The organism is Vibrio sp. R-1 (assembly GCF_035615595.1).
GTDB classification, from domain to species: Bacteria; Pseudomonadota; Gammaproteobacteria; order Enterobacterales; family Vibrionaceae; genus Vibrio; species Vibrio cholerae.
Map to the genome: position 1 here is coordinate 1 of NZ_WPDC01000147.1, position 4225 is coordinate 4225.

General features: G+C 52.7%; 2 protein-coding genes. Both read left to right on the top strand.

What is annotated here, in order from left to right; genetic code table 11:
- Window positions 1-137: 137 nt before the first annotated feature.
- On the top strand, window positions 138-3584 hold the full coding sequence (recC, locus tag GOU96_RS16960; RefSeq protein ID WP_267780872.1) for an exodeoxyribonuclease V subunit gamma: 3447 nt from the start codon (window positions 138-140) through the stop codon (window positions 3582-3584).
- 264 nt (window positions 3585-3848) lie between these two features.
- On the top strand, window positions 3849-4225 hold a 377-nt coding region (locus GOU96_RS16965; RefSeq protein WP_324702034.1), incomplete at its 3' end, for a UvrD-helicase domain-containing protein.

Sequence of the window (4225 nt, forward strand, 5' to 3'; positions counted from 1 at the left end):
CTCACTTACTTGCCGCCTACCTGCAACTCCTAGTTGTTTGGGTATAGATTGAGAGCCTGCCCCGCGCTTTTTTATCCTTCCTGACATGCACTTATGCTACTCTCAGCTCATGATGAGTCGAGCAGCATGAGTGCATTGTGTTTACTGTCTACCACTCCAACCAAGTTGAAACGCTGAAGATCCTGTTGGTGCATTTAATCAAAAATGAGCCGTTGGACGATCCCTTTATTCCTGAGAGCATTTTGGTGCAAAGCCCCGGCATGTCGCAGTGGCTGAAAATGGCGCTGGCCAGTGAATTAGGGGTTGCCGCGAATCTTGAGTTTCCTCTACCGGCAACCTTTATCTGGCAGATGTTTACTCAAGTGTTGCCCGATGTTCCGCAGCGCAGCGCCTTCAATAAAGAAGCGATGAGTTGGCGTTTGATGGAGCTACTGCCTAAGCTGCTTGACCGTGAAGAATTCCAACCGCTGCAACGCTATTTACAAGACGATGAAGATGATTCTAAGCGGTTCCAATTAGCGGAAAAAATTGCCGATATTTTCGATGGTTACTTAGTGTATCGCCCCGACTGGATTTTAAGTTGGGAAGCGGGGGAAGAGGTGGCGGAAATCGCTGACCAACACCCGTGGCAGCCGATTTTGTGGCGTGAACTCTACGCTTACACGCATAAGCAAGGGCATTCGATTTATCACCGTGCTAACCTCTATCAGCGTTTCATTGAGCAGTTGGCGAGTGGCAACTTTGATCGCAGTACATGGCCTAAGCGATTGTTCATTTTCGGTATTTCTGCGCTGCCGCCCCGTTATATTGATGCGCTGCGCGCGATGGGTGAGCATATCGACGTGCACCTGATGCTGACCAACCCTTGTCAGCACTATTGGGGCGACATTCGTGACCGTAAATATCTGGCGCGAGTGGCAGCGCAAAAACGCAAGCTCCTGCACATTAACGGTGAGCAAGTCACTGTTGGCAGTGAAGTCTCGCCGCTCAAAGGCGATGTGGAAAACTATCTGCAAGAGTCGTTGCACCTAAGTCACGCGGTGGGCAATAGCTTACTGGCCTCGATGGGCAAAATGGGGCGCGATAATCTCTATCTTCTGGCACAAAACGATCAGTCTGAATTAGAGCTGTTTATTGAGATTCAACGCGACTCGCTGCTGCATCACATCCAAGCAGATATTTTGCATCTGCAAGAGCATCAAGACGATGCCAAGTTTGCCAGCAGCGGTCATAAACCCAGCATTGCCGAGCAGGATGATTCCCTGCAGATGGCCCTATGTCACAGCCCAATTCGTGAAGTGGAAGTGCTGCACGACCGACTGCTAGCCGAGTTTGAGCGTGATTCAAGCCTGAAACCGCGCGATGTGATTGTGATGGTGCCAGACATTAACGCCTACGCACCTTACATTCAGGCGGTGTTTGGCAACGCGCCTGGTGAGCGTTTTATTCCGTTTTCAATTTCCGATCGCAGCGCTGATCAGGAAAGCCCGATCTTAACTGCTTTCTTGCAACTGCTCGCGCTGCCGCAATCGCGCTGTCTGGCGTCAGAACTGCTTGAGCTACTTGAAACCCCGGCGATTATGGCGCGGTTTGCGATTGACGAAGAAGAGTTTGCCACTGCCAAACGTTGGGTCGAAGAAGCGGGCATTCGTTGGGGACTCAATAGCGACACGGGCGCGGAGTTTGAATTGCCCGCCAGTGAACAAAATACGTGGCAGTTTGGCATTGAGCGTATGTTACTGGGTTACGCCATGCCGGCTGAAGCGGGGTTGTATGAGCTTGGTGGCCAGTGGCTTGCCCCCTATAACCAAGTGCAAGGCATGAGCGCCGAGTTGGCGGGTAAGCTCGCACACTTTGTACAAACGCTCAGCGAGCTGCGTAGCCAACTGGCGCAAACTCAAAGCATGGAGCAGTGGCGTTATTGGCTCAACGAGCTGTTGGAGCGCTGTTTTAGTGTCGATCTGCAAGGTGAGCTGGCGCTGAAAACCATCCGCGATAGTTTGGTGAACCTAAAACAGCAGTTGGCCGACGCGGGCTACCAACAAGCGATTTCACCGGCCATTATTCGCCAAGTGCTGACCAATAAACTCTCCGGCACGCGGATCAGCCAACGCTTTTTAGCGGGACAAGTGAACTTCTGTACCCTGATGCCGATGCGTTCGATCCCGTTTCGCCGAGTATGCCTGCTCGGCATGAATGATGGGGTTTATCCACCCAATGAAATGGTGGAAGGGTTTGACCTGCGCAATGTGCAGCGCCGAGTTGGCGACCGCTCGCGGCGTGAAGAATCGCGCTACCTGTTCCTCGAAGCCTTGTTGTCAGCCAAAGAGCAGCTGTATATCAGCTATGTCGGCCGCTCGATTCAAGATAACAGCGAGCGCGTGCCTTCGGTGCTGGTCAGTGAGCTTTTGGAATATTGTGAGCAGAACTACTGCTTGGCAGGCGATGAAAATCTAGAAAGTGATGACTCCGGACGTCGCTTGGTTGAGCACTTAACCACCCAGTATCCTATGGTGCCGTTCAGTCCACAGGCGTTTATCGCTGGCAGTTTTGCTCGTGAATGGCTGCCTGCCGCGCGCCGCCAAGGGCAGAGCAGCGCCGATTTTCTTACCCCACTCAGTGATTATCTGCTCGAAGTGAGTTGGCCGATGGAGCTGGATCTGGTCGAGCTGCAACGTTTTTGGCGTCTGCCGGTGGAGTATTTCTTCAAACGCCGCTTGAAAGTGAGCTTTGAGCCGCCGCTAGCTGTGCTGGAAGATGATGAGCCGTTTGCTTTGGATGGATTGAGCGCGTATCAGCTGCGTGATGAGTTGGTGGAAAATCTGCTCGCTTGCTGTGATGGCGCAGAGCGTGACCAAGTGGTGGCGCAGTTTGCTAAGCAGCAACGAGCGCAAGGCAAGTTGCCGGTGGCGGCGTTTGGCGATCTTGAATTGGCGCAAAGTGCGCAGCAAGCTTTGGCTCTGGCGGAAAAAATTGGATTTTTGTGTCACCAACCACTGGAAGATGAAGAGATTGATCTACGCTTGCAGCCCTTTGACGATGGCCGAGAAGTTTTACTACGTGGTTGGCTCGTGAAGCGTTATCAATCTGGTTTGGTGCGTGCGCGCAGTGGCGCGATTCGCTCGGAAGATTTATTAGCCGCATGGATTGATCATCTCTGCTTGGCGGCGAGCGGCAAAGCCGTCACGACCCATTTGATTGGTTATGAGCGCAAAGACGGGGTGCAGCACCAAATGCTGCCGCCACTTAATGACGCGCTGCAAGCCAAGGCGCTACTGAGTGAACTGGTGGCGCTGTTTTGCCAAGGCATGAACCAACCTTTGGCTTATTTCCCGAAAACGGCGTTGGCTTGCGTTGAGGCCGGATTTTCCCGTGGCAAATGGCAGGAAGATGAAGAGAAGTCCTACAAGAAAATGGCGGACACCTTCAACGATAGCTTTTACATCAAGGGTGAAGGCGGTAATCGCTACATCGCGCGTATTTGGCCGCAGTGGAGTGATGAACTGGCAAAAACGCTGCGCCAATTGGCCATCACAGTGCTGCAAACACCGCGTTTACAAGTGCAAGATGCCGAACAGGTTTAATCATGAATGACGTGGGAAGTGGGTGGCCGCCAGAAAATCATTATTGGTGTAGGGCGTTCGCTGTACGGCCACAGGTCAGAGGGACCTAAATTCTTGTGTAACAAATGAATTTGTTAACGTGCGCGCAGTGTAAAGCGCCGCCTTGGCTTGTGCCGTGAAGTGGATCCCATAAGCCCATACTCAATCACGGTTTTTAGTTTAATGCAGAGAAATATTCGTTTTAGGTCACATCTCTGTCATCGGTAGATAGAAGGATTAAGGCTGATGAGTGCCGATTCAAATAAGCTGGCTGTCACGCTCGATACGTTGCGCTTTCCCTTGCATGGAGCGCGACTGATTGAAGCCTCGGCAGGCACCGGAAAAACCTATACCATCGCCGGGCTCTATCTGCGTCTGGTGCTTGGACATGGCTGCGCGGAAACTCGCCACGCGCATCCGCTAAGCGTTGATCAAATTCTGGTGGTGACTTTTACCGAAGCAGCTACCGCAGAGCTGCGTGACCGTATTCGTCGCCGCTTGCACGATGCGCGCCTCGCCTTTGCCCGCGGCGCGAGTGACGATTCGCTGCTTCGCTCTCTGCTGGCTGAATTTACCGATCACCGCTTAGCCGTCTCTTTGCTACTCAATGCCGAGCGGCCGAT